We start from the raw sequence: 17923 nt of genomic DNA on the forward strand, positions 1-17923 counted from the left end.
TTTTCTCTCTCCCGTCAGGCAGGGTTAGGAATATCAATAAAGGTGACATCCAGGTCGGTGGTTTCCGTCAGCCATTCGCTGAGGGCGCGAATGCCGCCCCGCTCGGTGGCGTGGTGGCCGGCGGCATAAAAATGCAGGTCCTGCTCGCGGGCAGAGTGGATGGTTTGTTCCGACACCTCGCCGGTGATAAACGCGTCCACGCCAAAGCGCGCCGCGGCGTCGATAAAGCTCTGGCCGCCCCCGGTACACCAGGCGACGCGGCTGACGGTGTCCGGCCCGGTATCGCCGCACCACAGTGGCTTGCGTCCCAGCCGCGCTTCAATCCACGAGGCCAGCTCGAGGCCGGACACCGGCATCGACAGTTCGCCCCAGGGCACCAGCGGTTCGATTTCGCCCAGCACGTTAATCCCCAGCAGATGCGCCAGCTGCGCGTTATTGCCCAGCTCGGGATGGGCATCCAGCGGCAGGTGCCAGCCGTAGAGATTGATATCGTTGGCCAGCAGGGTTTTCAGGCGCCGGCGCTTCATGCCGCGGATCACTGGCGATTCGTTTTTCCAGAAATAGCCGTGATGGACGATTACCGCATCCGCCTGCAGGCGGACGGCCTCATCCAGCAGCGCCTGGCTGGCCGTGACTCCGGTGACGATCTTGTGCACCGTGTCGCGCCCTTCCACCTGCAGACCGTTAGGGGCGAAGTCACTGATGGCTGCGCTATTGAGCTTGTCGTTTATCAGTTGTTCCAGTTCGCTATTTTTCATCGCCACTCCAGCAGATAATCAGGGTATACAAAGGCATAACATAACCAGATCCATTCGGGTCGTCGATAGTCCGCCTCCGACACTGACGATGACTTTTTACCGAATAGCGCAATTTGTCTATTCATCCCGCCGCGCATTCGTGTATATTTATGCACTAATAAAGCATATTAAATAATCAGAAAGCCCCTCAAGCCATGAATATGACTAATTAAACGCTATTCATGCAGAACGATCGACTTTCGCTTTACGCCAGGAAACACACTTCTCATGAAGACAACATCATCGCAACCGCGGGCGATTTACTACGTCGTGGCGCTGCAAATCTGGGAATACTTTAGCTTCTACGGCATGCGCGCCCTGCTGATCCTCTATCTCACCAATCAGCTTAAATATGACGATAACCACGCTTACGCCCTGTTCAGCGCCTACTGTTCGCTGGTCTATGTGACGCCGATCCTCGGCGGCTATCTGGCCGATAAGCTGTTAGGCAACCGGATGGCGGTCATGCTCGGCGCGCTGCTGATGGCCATTGGCCATCTGGTGCTCGGGGCCAGCGAAACCGCCCCGGTCTTCCTCTACCTGTCGCTGGCGATCATCGTCTGCGGCTACGGGTTGTTTAAATCCAACGTCAGCTGTCTGCTGGGCGAGCTGTACGAACCCGCCGATCCGCGTCGCGATGGCGGTTTCTCGCTGATGTATGCCGCGGGCAATATCGGCTCGATCATCGCGCCGATCGCCTGCGGCTACGTCCAGGAGGAGTATAGCTGGGCGATGGGCTTTGCCCTGGCGGCCATCGGCATGGTGGCGGGACTGGTGATTTTCCTCTGCGGCAACCGTCACTTCCAGCATACCGCCGGCGTGAACCGCCAGGCGCTGTGCGCCCGTCGCTTCCTGCTGCCGAACTGGGGCTGGCTGCTGGTGCTGCTGGTCACTGCTCCGCTGCTGATTGCCGTGCTGTTCTGGCAGGAGTGGTCGGTATATGCCCTGATCGTGGCCACGGCCATTGGCCTCGCGGTGCTGGCGCGGATCTACCTGCGCGCCGAGACCGATAAACAGCGCAAGGATCTGCGCCTGATCGTCGTCCTGACCGCTTTCAGCCTGCTGTTCTGGGCCTTCGCCCAACAGGGCGGCAGCTCCATCAGCCTGTATATTGACCGCTTCGTTAACCGCCATATCATGAGCTACGAAGTCCCTACCGCTATGTTCCAGTCGATCAATGCCTTCGCGGTGATGCTCTGCGGCATGGTGCTGGCGTGGCTGGTGAAAGAGAGCGTCGGCGGTAATCGCACCGTGCGCATCTGGGGAAAATTTGCCCTCGGTCTGGGCCTGATGAGCGCCGGGTTCTGCATCCTAACCCTCAGCGCCCGCTGGTCGGCGGCCTATGGTCAGTCGTCCATGCCGCTGATGGTGCTGGGGCTGGCGGTGATGGGTTTTGCCGAACTGTTTATCGACCCGGTCGCGATGTCGCAAATCACCCGCATTGAGATCCCGGGGGTCACCGGGGTGTTGACCGGCATCTATATGCTGCTCTCCGGGGCTATCGCCAACTATCTGGCCGGCGTTATCGCCGACCAGACCTCGCAGGCGTCATTCGACGCCGCCGGGGCGATGAACTACTCCATTGACGCCTACATCAACGTCTTCAGCCAGATCACCTGGGGCGCGCTGGCCTGCGTCGGCGTGGTGCTGGTCATCTGGCTGTATCACTCGCTGAAGGTCAGGACCCGCCGTCTGGCGGTGGAGTAATCCCCTTTCTGGCGGCCTCCCAGGCCGCCAGCGTCTCCTGCCGCGCCTGCTTGTGATCGACTATCGGGCGCGGATAATCCAGCGTAATCCCCTGTTTATCCGCCCACGCCCACGGCTGATGCAGCGCCTTCTCCGGCACCTTTGCCAGCTCCGGCAGCCAGCGACGCATAAACACCCCCTGCTTATCAAACTTCTCGCCCTGGGTGGTGGGATTAAATATGCGGAAATAGGGCGCGGCGTCGGTGCCCGTCGAAGCCGCCCACTGCCAGCCGCCGTTGTTCGCCGCCAGGTCGCCATCAATCAGCTGGCTCATGAAATAGCGCTCCCCTGCCCGCCAGTCGAGGCGCAGATCTTTAGTCAGGAAGCTGGCGACGATCATGCGCAACCGGTTATGCATCCAGCCGGTGGCGTTAAGCTGGCGCATGGCGGCATCGACAATCGGATAGCCGGTCTCCCCGCGCTGCCAGGCCTGCAGGGCGACATCCTCTTCGCGCCAGGCGACCTTATCGGTCCAGGCGACAAACGGCCGTCCTTTACAGAGTTTCGGATAGTAGACCATCAGATGGCGGTAAAACTCCCGCCAAATCAGCTCATTAAGCCAGGTGGCGCCTGCCCCGCCGTCCAGCGCGGCGGGGTGTTCCGTCAGCAGCCGATGCAGACACTGGCGCGGCGACAGCACCCCGGTGGCCAGGCAGGGCGACAGGCGACTGGTCCCTTCCACGGCCGGGAAGTCGCGCTGCCCCTCATAATCCGCCGCCGGTTGCTGACAAAACGCGCGCAGCCGCGCCAGCGCCGTTTTTTCATCCGCGGCAAACAGCAGCCCATCGAACGGCGTTTGCGGATAGTTGAGCTCCGGCGGCGGCGGCGCCTGGCGGGCGGGTGCCTCGCGCGGCTTTGGCGCGGCCACGCACGCCGGCAGCCCTTCCCGCAGCCGGCGAATAAACGCATTCTTAAACGGAGTGAAGACTTTATACATTTCGCCGCCGCCGGTCAGTACGCTGCCGGGCGGCAACAGGACGCTGTCGTCAAATCCCTGGCAAATCACTTCGCTCAAGGTGTTCTCAACGGCGGCATCGCGCTGGCGTTCATTGAATTCGTACTGATAGTTGTAGAACAGGTGACTGACCTGGTGCTGCTGGCAAAAATGGGCCAGCCGCTCGACGCTGGCGCTAAAATCGTCCGCCTCTTCTACCCACAACGGTATGCCACGCTCCGCCAGCGCGGCGTGCAGACTGTGCAAATGGCTGGCGATAAAAGCGGCCTGCCGCGGCGCCATATGATGCTCGCGCCACTGCCCTGGGGTGGCAATATAGAGCGCCAGCACCTGCGCCTGCGGATCGCGGCAGGCGGCGGCCAGCGCCAGGTTATCGTGAATGCGTAAATCCGTGCGTAACCAGACCAGATGGGTGGCCATATCACTCCTCATTATCCGTCAGCAAAACTCATCTCATGATCTAAGCCGGAAAAAATAGCGCGCTCCGGCAAAATAAGCACCTGCCAATTCCGCTGCGGCGCTTGCAACGAGTGTAGACAAGCGACGAAAAAAAACCGCCGGGGGCAACCGGCGGTTATTGGCTTTCATTGCAGCAGGGCGAATCAGTAGAAGTCGTGAGCGGCTTTTTCCGCCTGCGCCATCCACACCGGCTGCTCGCTGGTTTTCGACCACACCCGGTGCAGCCAGCTGTAATAGCGGGCGCGATCTTTCCAGAACAGCATCACCGGCAGCGCCGCGACGCCAGCCACGACGGCGAAAGCCCGACGCAGCAAAATAATATGAGCAGGATAAGCTTTGTACAACGCCATCATTTCTCTCCCCTTTGTCAGGCCGGCAAGTCGCGCCGGTAAAAAATTACCATGTTTGTTTGAGCAAAATAGTACCGCGTTGGTTGTAATTTTACTACTCATCCGACCACTAAAAAGCACGTATTTATACTTAATTTACATTCATCCCGTAAATTAGTTACGAAAAAGTTAAATTAATACTAACCATCAGTTAAATTGTGCCTTTGCCATTTTTATACTTTTTTTACACCGCGCCCGCGGATTTTTGCGAAATCTTTGCGCCGTAATTTCTATTCTCCTGGTAAATCAAAAACACACCCGGAGGTGGATTGTGACTGCAGGCGTACTCACTGGCGTTGGGCTGGTGTTCCTGTTACTGGCTTATCTGGTTTATGCCTTGATACATGCGGAGGCATTCTGATGGCTGCCCAGGGATTTTTATTATTAGCCAGCTACCTGCTGGTATTGCTGGCGCTGGCGCGCCCGCTGGGGATGTGTCTGGCGAGAATGGTGAACAACATCCCGCTTCCCGGCCTGGCCGGCGTCGAGCGCGTCCTGTGGCGCGTGGCCGGGATCCGCGCCGATGAGATGGGCTGGCTGCAGTATTTGCTGGCGATCCTGCTGTTTAACGCCCTCGGCGGCCTGCCGCTGTTTGCCCTGCTGATGCTCCAGGGCGTGCTGCCCTTTAACCCGCAGCACCTGCCGGGGCTGCCGTGGGATCTGGCGCTCAACACCGCGGTCAGCTTTGTCAGTAATACCAACTGGCAGGCTTACGCCGGCGAAAGCACCATGAGCTATCTCAGCCAGATGGTGGGGCTGACGGTGCAGAATTTCCTCTCCGCCGCCACCGGCATCGCCGTGGTCTTCGCCCTGACCCGCGCCTTCGCCCGACAGAAAATGTCCACCCTCGGCAATGCCTGGGTGGACCTGACGCGCATTACCCTGTGGCTGCTGCTGCCGCTCTCTCTGCTGGTGGCCCTGTTCTTTATTCAGCAAGGCGTGCCGCAGAACCTGCAGGCTTACCAGCCCTTTACCACCCTCGAAGGGGCGCACCAGCTGCTGCCGATGGGGCCTGTCGCCTCACAGGAAGCGATTAAGCTGCTGGGCACCAACGGCGGCGGTTTCTTTAACGCTAACTCCGCCCATCCGTTTGAAAACCCGACGGCGCTGACCAATCTCGTGCAGATGCTGGCCATCTTCCTGATCCCGGCGGCGCTGTGCTTCGCCTTCGGCGAGGTGGTGAGCGATCGCCGCCAGGGGCGCGCTATTCTGTGGGCGATGACGCTGATCTTTATCCTCTGCGTCGCCGTGGTGATGTGGGCGGAAACCCGCGGCAACCCGCACCTGTTGACGCTGGGCGCCGACAGCAGCCTGAATATGGAAGGTAAAGAGAGCCGCTTCGGTATTCTCGCCAGCAGTCTGTTCGCGGTGATCACCACCGCCGCCTCCTGCGGCGCGGTCAACGCCATGCATGACTCCTTCACCGCGCTGGGCGGGATGGTGCCGATGTGGCTGATGCAGATTGGCGAAGTGGTGTTCGGCGGAGTCGGCTCGGGTCTCTATGGCATGCTGCTGTTCGTTATGCTGGCAGTGTTTATCGCCGGGCTGATGGTCGGCCGCACCCCGGAGTACCTCGGGAAGAAAATCGATGTCCGGGAAATGAAAATGATCGCCCTGGCCATTCTGGTCACCCCGACGCTGGTGCTGCTTGGCACGGCGCTGGCGATGATGACCGAGGCCGGCCGCGCCGGGATGTTCAACCCCGGACCACACGGCTTTAGCGAGGTGCTGTACGCCGTCACCTCGGCGGCCAATAACAACGGCAGCGCCTTCGCCGGCCTGGGCGCGGCGACGCCCTTCTGGAACCTGCTGCTGGCGTTCTGCATGCTGGCTGGACGCTTCGCCGTCATCATTCCGGTGATGGCTATCGCCGGCTCGCTGGTGGCGAAGAAAATTCAACCGGCCAGCCCCGGTACCCTGGCCACCCACGACGCCCTGTTTATCGGTCTGCTGATCGGCACCGTGCTGCTGGTGGGCGCCCTGACCTTTATTCCTGCGCTGGCGCTTGGCCCGCTGGCCGAACACTTTTCCTTACTTTGAGCGATGCGGAGCCCCCTGTTATGAGTCGCAAACAATTAGCCCTGCTGGAGCCGACGCTGGTGCGCCAGGCGCTGCTGGATGCCGTGAAAAAACTCAGCCCGATGGTGCAGTGGCGCAATCCGGTGATGTTTATCGTCTGGGTGGGCAGCCTGTTAACCACCCTGCTGGCCATCGCCATGGCTGGCGGCGCTCTGACCGGCAGCGCCACGTTTGCCGCCGCCATCAGTATCTGGTTATGGTTTACCGTGCTGTTCGCCAACTTTGCCGAAGCGATGGCGGAAGGCCGCAGCAAAGCCCAGGCCAATAGCCTGAAAGGGGTGAAAAAAACGGCCTTCGCCCGTAAGCTGCGCGCCCCGCAGCACGACGCGACGGTCGACCATGTGCCGGCGGAAGACCTGCGCAAAGGCGACGTGGTGCTGGTGGAAGCCGGGGATATTATCCCCTGCGATGGCGAAGTCATCGAAGGCGGCGCCTCGGTGGACGAAAGCGCCATTACCGGCGAGTCCGCGCCGGTGATCCGCGAATCCGGCGGCGATTTCGCCTCGGTGACCGGCGGGACGCGCATCCTCTCCGACTGGCTGGTGATCCGCTGCAGCGTCAACCCGGGAGAAACCTTCCTCGACCGGATGATCGCCATGGTGGAAGGCGCCCAGCGCCGTAAAACGCCGAACGAAATCGCCCTGACGATCCTGCTGATCGCCCTGACGCTGGTGTTCCTGCTGGCCACCGCCACCATCTGGCCATTCTCGGCCTGGAGCGGCAATGCGGTGAGCGTCACCGTGCTGGTCGCTCTGCTGGTGTGCCTGATTCCGACCACCATCGGCGGTCTGCTGTCGGCGATCGGCGTCGCCGGGATGAGCCGTATGCTGGGCGCCAACGTGATCGCCACCAGCGGCCGCGCGGTGGAGGCCGCTGGCGATGTCGATGTCCTGCTGCTGGATAAAACCGGGACCATTACGCTCGGCAACCGCCAGGCCTCCGCTTTCCTGCCGGCGCGCGGTGTGGAAGAGCGAACCCTCGCCGACGCCGCCCAACTCTCCTCGCTGGCGGACGAAACCCCTGAGGGACGCAGCATCGTGGTGCTGGCGAAGCAGCGCTTCAACCTGCGCGAACGCGATCTGCAGTCGCTGCACGCCACCTTTGTCCCCTTTACCGCGCAAACGCGGATGAGCGGCATCAATATCGATCAGCGCATGATCCGTAAAGGCTCGGTGGACGCGATTCGCCGTCACGTGGAGGCCAACGGCGGCCACTTCCCTGCCGATGTCGAGAAGCAGGTGGAAGAGGTCGCCCGCCAGGGGGCAACGCCGCTGGTGGTTGCCGAAGGTGAAAAGGTGCTGGGGATTATTTCGCTCAAAGATATCGTCAAAGGCGGCATCAAAGAGCGTTTCGCCCAGATGCGCAAAATGGGCATTAAAACGGTGATGATCACCGGCGATAACCGCCTCACCGCCGCGGCGATCGCCGCCGAGGCCGGCGTCGACGATTTCCTCGCCGAAGCGACGCCGGAAGCCAAGCTGGCGCTGATCCGCCAGTATCAGTCGGAAGGTCGGCTGGTGGCGATGGCCGGCGACGGCACCAACGACGCGCCCGCGCTGGCCCAGGCCGACGTCGCGGTGGCCATGAACTCAGGCACCCAGGCGGCGAAAGAGGCGGGCAACATGGTCGACCTGGATTCCAACCCCACCAAACTGATTGAGGTGGTCCATATCGGCAAACAGATGCTGATGACGCGCGGCTCGCTGACCACCTTCAGTATTGCCAACGACGTGGCGAAATATTTCGCCATTATTCCGGCGGCATTTGCCGCGGTCTATCCCCAGCTGGCGATGCTGAACGTGATGGGCCTGCATTCGCCATCGTCGGCGATCCTCAGCGCCGTTATCTTCAACGCGCTGATCATCGTCTTCCTGATCCCGTTGGCCCTGAAAGGGGTGAGCTATCGCCCGCTCTCCGCCTCGGCGATGCTGCGCCGCAACCTGTGGATCTACGGCCTCGGCGGTCTGCTGGTGCCATTTATCGGTATTAAAGCCATTGACCTGCTGCTGACCCTGAGCGGTCTGGTGTGAGGAACAAACTATGTCATTGATTCGTCCAGCACTTGTGCTATTTATTCTGTTAACCCTGCTCACCGGCGGCGTTTATCCTCTGCTGACCACCAGCCTGGGACAGTGGTGGTTTAACTCACAGGCCAATGGCTCGCTGATCCGCCTGAACGGCGAGGTGCGCGGCTCGGCGCTGATTGGCCAGAACTTTACCGCCGCAGGCTATTTCCAGGGCCGCCCGTCAGCCACCGCGGAGACAGCGGATAACCCGATGGCCTCTGGCGGCAGCAACCTCGCCGCCAGCAACCCGGCGCTGGATAAGGCGGTAAGCGAGCGGGTACAGGCCCTGCGCGCCGCGAACCCGGATGCCGACCCGCGGGTGCCAGTCGAACTGGTCACCACCTCGGCGAGCGGTCTCGATAACAACCTGACCCCGGCCGCCGCGCTGTGGCAGGCGCCCCGGGTGGCCAAAGCGCGCCAGCTGAGCGTCGACCAGGTGACCGCGCTGGTTAACCAGGCCACACAAACGCCGCTGCTGAGCTTCCTTGGCCAGCCGGTGGTCAATATACTGCAACTCAATATGGCGCTGGATGCCCTGAAGGATAAGTAAATGAGTGACGAGCCGCTGCGTCCGGACCCTGACCGCCTGCTGCAGCACACCGCCGCCCCGCATCGCGGCAAACTGAAAGTCTTCTTCGGCGCCTGCGCCGGGGTGGGGAAAACCTGGGCGATGCTGGCGGAAGCGCAGCGGCTGCGGGCCCAGGGGCTGGATATTCTGATTGGCGTGGCGGAGACCCACGGCCGGAAAGAGACCGCCGCGATGCTGCAGGGCCTGAGCACCCTGCCGCCGCGGCGGCTCGCTCACCGCGGGCGCTACGTGTATGAGTTCGACCTCGACGCCGCCCTCGCCCGCCGCCCGGCGCTGATTCTGGTGGATGAACTGGCGCACAGTAATGCCCCCGGCTCCCGCCATCCGAAGCGCTGGCAGGATGTGGACGAACTGCTGGAAGCCGGGATTGACGTCTTCACCACGGTTAACGTTCAGCATCTGGAAAGCCTGAACGACGTTGTCAGCGGGATCACCGGCGTGCAGGTGCGGGAGACCGTCCCCGATCCCTTTTTTGACGCCGCGGACGACGTGGTGCTGGTGGACCTCCCCCCTGACGATCTGCGCCAGCGGCTCAATGAGGGCAAAGTCTACATCGGCGGCCAGGCCGAGCGCGCTATCGAGAACTTTTTCCGCAAAGGGAACCTGATTGCGCTGCGCGAACTGGCTCTGCGCCGTACCGCCGATCGCGTCGATGAGCAGATGCGCGCCTGGCGCGACCGCCAGGGCCAGGAGAAAGTCTGGCACACCCGCGACGCCATTCTGCTCTGTATCGGGCACAACACCGGCAGCGAAAAGCTGGTGCGTACCGCCGCCCGCCTCGCCGCCCGTCTGGGCAGCGTCTGGCATGCGGTATATGTCGAAACGCCTTCCCTGCACCGCCTGCCGGAATCCCGGCGGCGGGCCATCCTCGCCGCGCTGCGTCTGGCCCAGGAGCTGGGCGCCGAAACCGCCACCCTCTCCGACCCGTCTGAAGAGAAAGCGGTCCTCCATTACGCGCGCGAACATAACCTCGGAAAAATTGTCATCGGCCGCCAGAGCAAGCGCCGCTGGTGGGATCGCAGCGGCTTCGCCGACCGTCTGGCTCGTCACGCGCCGGACCTCGATCTGGTGGTCATCGCCCTGGATGAAAAGCCCTTCCCCCTTCCGGCGCGCGCCAGCGACACTCGTCCGGCGCTGGAGAAATGGCGGCTGCAGCTGCAGGGCTGCGCGTTGGCGGTGGCCCTGTGCGCCATCATTACTCTGGTGGCCATGCAGTGGCTGATGGCCTTCGAAGCCGCCAACCTGGTCATGCTCTATCTGCTGGGGGTGGTGATCATCGCCCTGCTCTATGGCCGCTGGCCGTCGGTGCTGGCGACGGTGATCAACGTTATCAGTTTCGATCTCTTTTTTGTCGCCCCGCGCGGCACGCTGGCGGTGTCAGATGTCCAGTATCTGCTCACCTTCGGCGTGATGCTCACCGTTGGCCTGCTTATCGGTAACCTCACCGCCGGCGTGCGCTACCAGGCGCGGGTGGCGCGCTATCGCGAGCGGCGTACCCGCCACCTGTATGAAATGTCCAAAGCGCTGGCGGTGGGTCGTAGCCAGCAGGATATCGCCACCACCAGCGAGCGGTTTATCGCCTCCACCTTTCAGGCTCGCAGCCAGCTGCTGCTCCCGGACGCCCAGGGGAAACTGCTGCCCTTAACCCACCAGCCCGGGCTGACGCCGTGGGATGACGCCATCGCCCGCTGGAGCTTTGATAAGGGGCAACCCGCCGGCGCCGGCACCGATACCCTGCCCGGCGTGCCGTATCAGATCCTGCCCCTGAAGAGCGCCGCCCGCACCTGGGGACTGCTGGTGGTGGAGCCGGCGAATCTGCGCCAGCTGATGATCCCGGAGCAGCAGCGGCTGCTGGAGACCTTCACCCTGCTGGTGGCCAGCGCCCTGGAGCGTCTCACCCTGACCGCCAGCGAAGAGCAGGCCCGGCTGACCAGCGAGCGCGAAAGCCTGCGTAACTCGCTGCTCGCCGCCCTGTCCCACGATCTGCGTACCCCGCTCACCGTGCTGTTTGGCCAGGCGGAAATCCTGACCCTCGATCTGGCCAGCGAGGGCTCGAAGCATGCCCCGCAGGCCAATGAAATCCGCCAGCATGTGCTCAATACCACCCGGCTGGTGAACAACCTGCTGGATATGGCGCGGATCCAGTCCGGCGGCTTTAATCTGCACAAGGAGTGGCTGACGCTGGAGGAAGTGGTCGGCAGCGCGCTGCGTATGCTCGAGCCGAGCCTCGGCGGCCAGCACGTTCAACTGGATTTACCCGACCCGCTGCAGCTGGTGCATGTCGACGGGCCGCTGTTCGAGCGGGTGCTGATCAATCTGCTGGAGAATGCCCATAAGTATGCCGGCGCCCGGGCGGACATCGGTATTCGCGCCGAAGCAGACGCCCGGCAGCTGTCGCTGGAGGTATGGGATAATGGTCCGGGGATCCCGGCGGGTCAGGAACAGGCTATCTTTGATAAATTCGCCCGCGGCAACAAAGAGTCGGCGATCCCCGGCGTCGGGCTGGGCCTTGCCATCTGTCAGGCCATCGTCGACGTCCACGGCGGGACCATCTCCGCCAGCAACCGGCCGGAAGGCGGCGCCTCATTCCGTGTTACACTGCCGGGAGAAACGCCCCCTGAACTGGAAGAGCTATCTGAGGAATTGTGATTAACGTTCTGATTATCGAAGACGAACACGCTATCCGTCGCTTTCTGCGCACCGCGCTGGAAGCCGACGGCATGCGCGTATTTGAAGCGGAAACCCTGCAGCGCGGGCTGATCGAAGCCGCCACCCGTAAGCCCGACCTCGCGATACTCGATCTCGGCCTGCCGGATGGCGACGGCATTGATTTTATTCGCGACCTGCGCCAGTGGAGTCAGATGCCGATTATCGTCCTGTCAGCGCGTAGCGAAGAGCACGACAAAATTGCCGCCCTGGATGCCGGCGCCGATGACTACTTAAGTAAACCCTTTGGCATCGGCGAGCTGCAGGCCCGCCTGCGCGTCGCACTGCGTCGTCACGGCGCGGCGCAGTCCGACGAGCCGGTGGTGCGCTTCTCCGACCTGGAGGTCAATATCCCCGCCCGCCGCATCCTGCGCGGCAGCGAAGAGATCCACCTGACGCCCATCGAGTTTCGCCTGCTGGCGGCGCTATTGAATAATCCCGGCAAAGTGCTTACCCAGCGCCAGCTGCTGAATCAGGTGTGGGGCCCTAACGCCGTGGAGCACAGCCATTATCTGCGGATCTATATGGGTCACCTGCGGCAAAAGCTGGAGGCCGATCCGGCGCGCCCGCAGCATCTGCTGACCGAAACCGGGATTGGTTATCGCTTTATGCCCTGAGCCCCGCCTCTGCAGTACCAGAGGCTGGCGATTTTCAACCCTTCAGAGAGCAGCAGGAAGCCTCCCAGGATCGCGAAATGCCGGACGCCGGCGGCCTGAATCAGCCACAGACCCACAGAAAGCGAAGGCTGCATAAACACCAGCCTGAGCGGCGCCTGCCCCCAGGCCAGCCACAGCCCATAGCGGCTCTGACGGAAAAAGAGGATCATCGACAGCGGGATGCTGATAATCAGCAGCACATTCAGCGGATAGAGCCAGACCGCCGCAGCGCCCCAGTCGTGCAGCAGCTGGAGATAAGCCAGCAGGTCGTCGTAAAAAGGGAGTCGGCGGTGGGCAATATTCCACCATAAGAATTGCAGGACGAAAAAGAGATCCATCCACGCCCAGAACAAAAACAGGGACTTCCGTTGTATTTTCATCGCTATCCTTGCGAAAAAAATCAGGCCCGCGAGGGGCCTGATGGTCGTGCGCCTTTAGGCGTTCTTCAGCACTTCACTGACAATCTCTACCGCTTCTTTTTCGATCAGTTTGCGATGTTCTTCGCCGAGGAAGCTTTCGCAGTAGATCTTGTAGGCGTCTTCGGTGCCTGACGGACGCGCCGCGAACCAGCCGTTGTCGGTCATCACTTTCAGGCCGCCAATCGCCGCCCCGTTGCCCGGCGCTGCGGTCAGACGGGCGGTGATCGGATCCCCCGCCAGGGTGTCAGCGCTGACCATTTCCGGCGACAGCTTAGACAGCGCCGCTTTCTGCGCGGAGGTCGCGGAAGCCTGCAGACGGTTGTAGCTCGGCGCGCCAAAGCGCTCCGCCAGCTCGTTATAGTGCTCCTGCGGGTTTTTGCCGGTCACTGCGGTGATTTCCGCCGCCAGCAGGCACATGATAATGCCGTCTTTATCGGTGGACCACGGCGTGCCGTCGAAGCGCAGGAAGGAGGCCCCGGCGCTCTCTTCGCCGCCGAAACCGAAGCTGCCGTCGAACAGGCCGTCGACGAACCACTTAAAGCCCACCGGCACTTCCACCAGCTTGCGGCCCAGATCGTTCACCACGCGGTCAATCATCGCCGAGGAGACGAGGGTTTTACCGACCGCCACCTCTTTGCCCCACTGCGGACGATGCTGGAACAGGTAGTTAATCGCCACCGCCAGATAGTGGTTCGGGTTCATCAGCCCGGCTGGGGTGACAATCCCGTGACGGTCGTAATCCGGGTCGTTGGCAAACGCCAGATCGAACTTATCGCGCAGCGCCAGCAGGCCCGCCATCGCACATTCCGAGGAGCAGTCCATGCGGATGGCGCCGTCTTTATCGAGGTGCATAAAGCGGAAGGTCTGGTCTACCTGGTCGTTCACAATGGTCAGATTGAGCTTGTAGTGCTCGCCAATGCGCTTCCAGTATTCGATACCGGAACCGCCCAGCGGATCGACGCCCAGCGTCAGGCCCGCTTTCTGGATCGCCGCCATGTCGACGATATCCGCCAGGCCTTCAATAAACGGCTGCACCAGATCCTGCTCTTTGACGTGGCCGGAAGCCAGCGCCGCGTCCAGAGGAAGGCGTTTCACGCCCTGCAGGCCAGCGGCCAGTAGTTCGTTGGCGCGGTTTTCCACCACTTTGGTGACGTTGGTATCAGCCGGACCGCCGTTTGGCGGGTTGTACTTGATACCGCCATCTTCCGGCGGGTTGTGTGACGGGGTGATCACAATGCCGTCCGCCAGCGGACCGCCTTTTTTGTTATGCACCAGAATCGCGTTGGAGACCGCCGGCGTCGGGGTGAAGCCGTTGTTTTCCTGCACGATCACGTCAACACCATTGGCGGTTAACACTTCCAGCACCGAAATAAACGCCGGCTCGGACAGGGCGTGGGTATCTTTACCGACATAGCACGGACCGGTGATCCCGTTCTTCGCACGATCTTCCGCAATCGCCTGGGCGATGGCCAGGATATGCGGTTCGTTGAAGTTGTGACGCGCCGCGCTGCCGCGATGGCCGGAGGTGCCGAATTTGACCGCATGCTCCGCATTACCGACTTCAGGCTTCAGCACGTAGTACTGAGCAGTCAGTTGGGCGACGTTAATCAAATCACTCTGTTGCGCAGGCTGCCCCGCACGTTTATCGATTGCCATTGCCTGATCCTTCTGGTGCAAATGTTAAAAAGCTAGATCGTGCCGCAAACCTTTTCAATCAGCTCCGCAGGGAACTGCATCGACTGCATGATGTGCTCAATCATGCTGCATTTACGGCCGGTATTGGTATTGGTGATCACCCACCACGGTGTACCAGGAACCTGTTTCGGTTTGGTCTGATTACCGCTTTTCAGCAGCGTACGCGCATCTTCCGCGAAGTAGACGCGCGTGCGGCCATGCAGAGACTCCGTCGCCTCGGCAAATGCTTTACTGTCCAGGGAGTAGAGGGTGGTCAACACCAGCATAAAACGGTTCACCGCGCGCTTCTGCTCGGCGTATTCATCAGATAACAGCATCTCGCGCATGGCGCGGACTTTATCTTTCGCCGGGTTAGCGGGTTTCACCTCAACGGCAGGCGCGGGCGCCAGCGCCGGCGCGGCTTTGCTGACCTGTGTAGCCGGTTGGGAAACGGCGGAAAATTTCAGCATGCGCCGTAAAATGTCGGATGCGCTCTCGCCGATATGCAGAGTGTGGCTGGCAATATAGCGATAGAGTTCATCATCAACTTCAATTGTTTTCATCTTAATCCAGTGCGATATCTTTTCTGAATACAAATCGTTGGGATTATAAGTACAAATCCCAACCGCGGATAGCGTCAAACCAGGATGGCGGTAAAACTCAGAAAACTTCTGGGTCTTGCAGCCGGATGGCAGAATGTCCAACATAATACCCTAACCCGACGGAGCGAAAAAAAGAACTTTGCCATGAAATTAAATAGCCGAGCGCAATCTGCACAGAATCCGCACAACCACTCCCCGATCGTGCTGGTCCACGGTCTGTTTGGCAGCCTGGACAACCTGGGCATCCTCGCCCGCGACCTGGTCGCCGACCACGATATTCTGCAGGTCGATATGCGCAACCACGGTTTGTCGCCGCGGTCGCCAGAGATGACCTACCCCGCGATGGCGCAGGATCTGCGCGATACGCTCGACGCGCACCAGATTGAGCGCGCCACCTTTATCGGCCATTCGATGGGCGGCAAAGCGGTGATGGCGCTGACCGCCCTGGCGCCGGAGCGCATCAACGGTCTGGTGGCGATCGATATCGCCCCGGTGGATTATCATGTTCGCCGCCATGATGAGATCTTCGCCGCTATCCGCGCCGTCAGCGAATCCGCCGCCAGCACCCGCCAGCAGGCGGCGCAGGTGATGCGCGAGCATCTGCAGGAAGAGGGAGTGATTCAGTTCCTGCTGAAATCTTTCGTCGACGGCGACTGGCGCTTCAACGTCCCGGTGCTGTGGGACCAGTACCCGCATATCGTCGGCTGGGAAACCATACCGGCCTGGCCGCACCCGACGCAGTTTATTCCCGGCGGCAACTCACCCTACGTGACCGACGCCTACCGCGACGCGCTGCTGGCCCAGTTCCCGCAGGCCCGGGCCCACGTCATCGCCGGCGCCGGACACTGGGTCCATGCCGAGAAACCCGAAGCGGTGTTGCGCGCGATCCGCCGCTATCTCACGAGCATTGGCGCCTGATTGGCTAAAATATGCCCGACCGCGCCGCAGAATGCCCGCGGTCGTTGGCGCAGCCGTTCGCCTGATGTATGATGGCGCGCTATCTGCGCCGGCTAGAGCCCGGCAGCTTGTTTCCCCGAAGTCACTCAGAATCATGGCAAAAGAACAAACGGACCGTACGACATTAGATTTGTTCGCAAACGAGCGTCGCCCGGGAAGACCAAAAACCAATCCGCTGTCGCGCGATGAACAACTGCGCATCAACAAACGTAATCAGCTGAAACGCGATAAAGTGCGCGGGCTGAAGCGCGTGGAGCTAAAGCTCAACGCCGACGCGGTCGATGCCCTTAACGAACTGGCGGAAGCGCGTAATATGAGCCGCAGCGATCTCATCGAAGAGATGCTGATGACGCAATTAACCGCCCTGCGCAGCCAGGGAAAAGTCTAACTTTCCGCGAAAAATCCGCATTCATGTAGCAGAGTGTGCAGTCGGGCGTGATTGCTGTTTCCGCGTCCTTGCCTGTTCTGCTATGATTGCCGTTATCTGTGGGCATCGCGTCCCTACCACATCATTTAAGTTTCAAGAGGTTATTTTACTCATGGCAATCATCGGCATCTTTTTTGGCAGCGACACCGGCAACACCGAAAATATTGCAAAAATGATTCAAAAGCAGCTTGGTAAAGATGTTGCTGATGTTCACGACATTGCCAAAAGCAGCAAAGAAGATCTGGAAGCCCACGACATCCTGCTGCTCGGCATCCCGACCTGGTACTACGGTGAAGCCCAGTGTGACTGGGACGACTTCTTCCCGACGCTGGAAGAGATCGACTTTAACGGCAAGCTGGTGGCGCTGTTCGGCTGCGGCGACCAGGAAGACTACGCAGAGTACTTCTGCGATGCGCTGGGCACCATCCGCGACATCATTGAGCCGCGCGGCGCGACCATCGTTGGCCACTGGCCGACTGCCGGCTATCACTTCGAGGCCTCCAAAGGCCTGGCGGATGACGACCACTTCGTCGGCCTCGCCATTGATGAAGACCGTCAGCCGGAACTGACCAACGAGCGCGTTGAGAAGTGGGTGAAGCAGGTGGCTGAAGAGCTGCACCTCGAAGAAATCAAAAACGCCTGATAATTAAGCGGCGCAATCGTTGAGTTGCGTCGTATTAATAGACAAAAGCAATCAAACTAATAGCTACAAGTTTTTAACTTTTAATCACATATCTGTACAATGTCCTCTGATTCTACGAGGCACGTGACGCAGTTTGTAGCTGGTGCCTCGTTTTTGACAGCAAACCAGGCCCGATGCTTGCAGTTTTCATTTACCAGTGGCAGTTCTATAATGAGACGCATTACGTCGGGTTAATTTCTGTATGACTTCCGTTGAAGGAAGTAGATCGTTTAGCAACAGGACAGATTCCGCATGACTGACAACAATACCGCATTAAAGAAGGCTGGCCTGAAAGTCACACTTCCTCGACTGAAAATCCTTGAAGTGCTGCAGGAACCGGATAACCATCATGTCAGTGCGGAAGACTTATATAAACGCCTGATCGACATGGGCGAAGAGATTGGTCTGGCGACCGTTTACCGCGTCCTCAACCAGTTTGATGACGCCGGTATCGTGACTCGTCATAATTTTGAAGGCGGTAAATCCGTTTTCGAACTGACCCAGCAGCATCACCACGATCACCTGATCTGCCTCGACTGCGGCAAAGTGATCGAATTCAGTGATGACTCTATCGAAGCGCGCCAGCGTGAAATCGCTTCCCGTCACGGCATCCGCCTGACCAACCACAGTCTGTATCTGTACGGTCACTGTGCGGAAGGTGATTGCCGCGAGGACGAACACGCCCACGACGCAGTGGAAAAGTAATTCCCTGCTTCGCCT

General features: G+C 60.5%; 17 protein-coding genes. 11 read left to right on the forward strand and 6 right to left on the reverse strand.

The features are described 5' to 3' along the window. Positions 1–14 precede the first annotated feature (14 nt). Positions 15–758, reverse strand: coding sequence for a type 2 GTP cyclohydrolase I (locus LGM20_RS17935; RefSeq protein ID WP_044521664.1), 744 nt, complete (start codon positions 756–758; stop codon positions 15–17). Positions 759–1025: 267 nt separating this feature from the next. Between LGM20_RS17935 and LGM20_RS17940 the strand changes: the two genes are divergently transcribed. Further along, on the forward strand, positions 1026–2504 hold the full coding sequence (locus LGM20_RS17940; RefSeq protein WP_044521662.1) for an MFS transporter: 1479 nt from the start codon (positions 1026–1028) through the stop codon (positions 2502–2504). Here LGM20_RS17940 and phrB read toward each other — a convergent pair. Together phrB and LGM20_RS17950 are read right to left on the reverse strand one after the other, a co-directional pair. After that, positions 2476–3918 carry a deoxyribodipyrimidine photo-lyase gene (gene phrB / locus LGM20_RS17945; RefSeq protein ID WP_044521661.1) on the reverse strand — a complete coding sequence of 481 codons (1443 nt, stop codon included), beginning with the start codon at positions 3916–3918 and terminating at the stop codon, positions 2476–2478. The two genes, LGM20_RS17940 and phrB, sit on opposite strands and share 29 nt — an antisense overlap. 182 nt (positions 3919–4100) lie before the next feature. Then, on the reverse strand, positions 4101–4310 hold the full coding sequence (locus LGM20_RS17950) for a DUF2517 family protein (RefSeq protein ID WP_004142243.1): 210 nt from the start codon (positions 4308–4310) through the stop codon (positions 4101–4103). A gap of 307 nt (positions 4311–4617) precedes the next feature. Here LGM20_RS17950 and kdpF point away from each other — a divergent pair, with 307 nt between their 5' ends. Genes kdpF through kdpE form a run of 6 tightly spaced genes read left to right on the forward strand, consistent with a single transcriptional unit; the run spans position 4618 to position 12403 of the window. After that, the gene (gene kdpF, locus LGM20_RS17955) at positions 4618–4707 is read left to right on the forward strand and encodes a K(+)-transporting ATPase subunit F (RefSeq protein WP_020323459.1); all 90 of its coding nucleotides are present in this window, start codon (positions 4618–4620) and stop codon (positions 4705–4707) included. Then, positions 4707–6386: a potassium-transporting ATPase subunit KdpA gene (gene kdpA, locus LGM20_RS17960; protein ID WP_044521658.1), complete on the forward strand. Its 1680-nt coding sequence runs from the start codon at positions 4707–4709 to the stop codon at positions 6384–6386. The genes kdpF and kdpA overlap by 1 nt, the downstream gene beginning before the upstream one ends. Positions 6387–6406: 20 nt before the next feature. Further along, complete coding sequence (gene kdpB / locus LGM20_RS17965; protein WP_044521657.1) at positions 6407–8455, forward strand: potassium-transporting ATPase subunit KdpB; 2049 nt, start codon at positions 6407–6409, stop codon at positions 8453–8455. A 10-nt stretch (positions 8456–8465) separates the two neighbouring features. Then, entirely contained in the window at positions 8466–9041 is a 576-nt protein-coding gene (kdpC, locus tag LGM20_RS17970; RefSeq protein ID WP_023288862.1) for a potassium-transporting ATPase subunit KdpC, read from the forward strand. Continuing rightward, positions 9042–11729, forward strand: coding sequence for a two-component system sensor histidine kinase KdpD (gene kdpD, locus LGM20_RS17975; protein ID WP_032455149.1), 2688 nt, complete (start codon positions 9042–9044; stop codon positions 11727–11729). Beyond that, positions 11726–12403, forward strand: coding sequence for a two-component system response regulator KdpE (gene kdpE / locus LGM20_RS17980; RefSeq protein ID WP_044521655.1), 678 nt, complete (start codon positions 11726–11728; stop codon positions 12401–12403). The genes kdpD and kdpE overlap by 4 nt, the downstream gene beginning before the upstream one ends. Here kdpE and LGM20_RS17985 read toward each other — a convergent pair. The 3 genes from LGM20_RS17985 to seqA are packed head-to-tail and all read right to left on the reverse strand — an operon-like array spanning position 12385 to position 15098. Next, positions 12385–12822 (reverse strand): hypothetical protein, encoded by a 438-nt coding sequence (locus LGM20_RS17985; RefSeq protein WP_044521653.1) that lies wholly within the window; start codon positions 12820–12822, stop codon positions 12385–12387. The genes kdpE and LGM20_RS17985 overlap by 19 nt on opposite strands. A 54-nt stretch (positions 12823–12876) precedes the next feature. Then, positions 12877–14517, reverse strand: a complete 1641-nt coding sequence (pgm, locus tag LGM20_RS17990; protein ID WP_023288859.1) for a phosphoglucomutase (alpha-D-glucose-1,6-bisphosphate-dependent) — start codon at positions 14515–14517, stop codon at positions 12877–12879. A gap of 32 nt (positions 14518–14549) precedes the next feature. Further along, the gene (gene seqA, locus LGM20_RS17995; protein ID WP_032428668.1) at positions 14550–15098 is read right to left on the reverse strand and encodes a replication initiation negative regulator SeqA; all 549 of its coding nucleotides are present in this window, start codon (positions 15096–15098) and stop codon (positions 14550–14552) included. Between the two features lie 183 nt (positions 15099–15281). Here seqA and ybfF point away from each other — a divergent pair, with 183 nt between their 5' ends. The 4 genes from ybfF (at position 15282) to fur (ending at position 17908) form a co-directional block, all read left to right on the forward strand. Continuing rightward, positions 15282–16055 (forward strand): esterase, encoded by a 774-nt coding sequence (gene ybfF, locus LGM20_RS18000; protein ID WP_044521651.1) that lies wholly within the window; start codon positions 15282–15284, stop codon positions 16053–16055. Between the two features lie 133 nt (positions 16056–16188). Next, the gene (ybfE, locus tag LGM20_RS18005; protein ID WP_002894767.1) at positions 16189–16482 is read left to right on the forward strand and encodes a LexA regulated protein; all 294 of its coding nucleotides are present in this window, start codon (positions 16189–16191) and stop codon (positions 16480–16482) included. A 151-nt stretch (positions 16483–16633) separates the two neighbouring features. After that, a complete protein-coding gene (gene fldA / locus LGM20_RS18010) occupies positions 16634–17164 on the forward strand; it encodes a flavodoxin FldA (RefSeq protein ID WP_002894765.1) in 531 nt (176 codons plus the stop codon). 291 nt (positions 17165–17455) lie between these two features. Continuing rightward, positions 17456–17908, forward strand: a complete 453-nt coding sequence (gene fur / locus LGM20_RS18015) for a ferric iron uptake transcriptional regulator (RefSeq protein ID WP_004885952.1) — start codon at positions 17456–17458, stop codon at positions 17906–17908. The last annotated feature ends 15 nt before the right edge of the window (positions 17909–17923 follow it).

Origin of the sequence: Klebsiella quasipneumoniae subsp. quasipneumoniae (assembly GCF_020525925.1) — a bacterium.
GTDB lineage: Bacteria > Pseudomonadota > Gammaproteobacteria > Enterobacterales > Enterobacteriaceae > Klebsiella > Klebsiella quasipneumoniae.

Excerpts from the sequence above, each read along its gene's own strand:
- seqA (WP_032428668.1), bottom strand. The coding sequence starts at position 15,098 with ATGAAAACAATTGAAGTTGATGATGAACTCTATCGCTATATTGCCAGC.
- LGM20_RS17940 (WP_044521662.1), top strand. The coding sequence starts at position 1,026 with ATGAAGACAACATCATCGCAACCGCGGGCGATTTACTACGTCGTGGCG.
- fldA (WP_002894765.1), top strand. The coding sequence starts at position 16,634 with ATGGCAATCATCGGCATCTTTTTTGGCAGCGACACCGGCAACACCGAA.
- fur (WP_004885952.1), top strand. The coding sequence starts at position 17,456 with ATGACTGACAACAATACCGCATTAAAGAAGGCTGGCCTGAAAGTCACA.
- kdpB (WP_044521657.1), top strand. The coding sequence starts at position 6,407 with ATGAGTCGCAAACAATTAGCCCTGCTGGAGCCGACGCTGGTGCGCCAG.
- LGM20_RS17950 (WP_004142243.1), bottom strand. The coding sequence starts at position 4,310 with ATGATGGCGTTGTACAAAGCTTATCCTGCTCATATTATTTTGCTGCGT.
- phrB (WP_044521661.1), bottom strand. The coding sequence starts at position 3,918 with ATGGCCACCCATCTGGTCTGGTTACGCACGGATTTACGCATTCACGAT.
- LGM20_RS17985 (WP_044521653.1), bottom strand. The coding sequence starts at position 12,822 with ATGAAAATACAACGGAAGTCCCTGTTTTTGTTCTGGGCGTGGATGGAT.
- kdpA (WP_044521658.1), top strand. The coding sequence starts at position 4,707 with ATGGCTGCCCAGGGATTTTTATTATTAGCCAGCTACCTGCTGGTATTG.
- kdpD (WP_032455149.1), top strand. The coding sequence starts at position 9,042 with ATGAGTGACGAGCCGCTGCGTCCGGACCCTGACCGCCTGCTGCAGCAC.
- pgm (WP_023288859.1), bottom strand. The coding sequence starts at position 14,517 with ATGGCAATCGATAAACGTGCGGGGCAGCCTGCGCAACAGAGTGATTTG.
- ybfF (WP_044521651.1), top strand. The coding sequence starts at position 15,282 with ATGAAATTAAATAGCCGAGCGCAATCTGCACAGAATCCGCACAACCAC.
- kdpC (WP_023288862.1), top strand. The coding sequence starts at position 8,466 with ATGTCATTGATTCGTCCAGCACTTGTGCTATTTATTCTGTTAACCCTG.
- ybfE (WP_002894767.1), top strand. The coding sequence starts at position 16,189 with ATGGCAAAAGAACAAACGGACCGTACGACATTAGATTTGTTCGCAAAC.
- LGM20_RS17935 (WP_044521664.1), bottom strand. The coding sequence starts at position 758 with ATGAAAAATAGCGAACTGGAACAACTGATAAACGACAAGCTCAATAGC.